The sequence below is a fragment of the Oleiphilus sp. HI0128 genome, assembly GCF_001635365.1.
On record NZ_LWGG01000646.1, the window covers coordinates 1 to 329 of the forward strand.

Annotated in this window: 1 protein-coding gene; it reads left to right on the forward strand. The window is 42.2% G+C overall.

Annotation, left to right across the window (positions count from 1 at the left end; translation table 11 throughout):
• Positions 1-329, forward strand: a 329-nt coding sequence (locus A3763_RS28470) for a fibronectin type III domain-containing protein (RefSeq protein WP_197482846.1), incomplete at both ends; no start/stop codon positions are given.

The following is a 329-nucleotide window of genomic DNA, read 5'->3' on the forward strand; positions in this document are numbered from 1 at the left end:
AGATGCCGGAGCTTATGATGTCATTGTATCCAATTCTGTGGGGCAGCAGGTGTCGTCAGTTGCTAATGTAGAAATTAATGAGCTTGAGGTTTTACAGTCGATAGCCTTGGAGTGGTCAATTCCAGAAGAAAGAGCGGATGGTACTGCTCTAGATTTAAACGAAATTGACAGTTACCTTATTCGATATGGTACAGATGCATCAAACTTAGCTCAAAGTGTTGTTGTAGGTAGTGGCTCGGATACCAGTGCGCAGATCGATGATATGGTAGCAGGCACTTATTATTTTGTGATTTTGACTATCGATATCGACGGTGTTCAGAGTGAGGAAT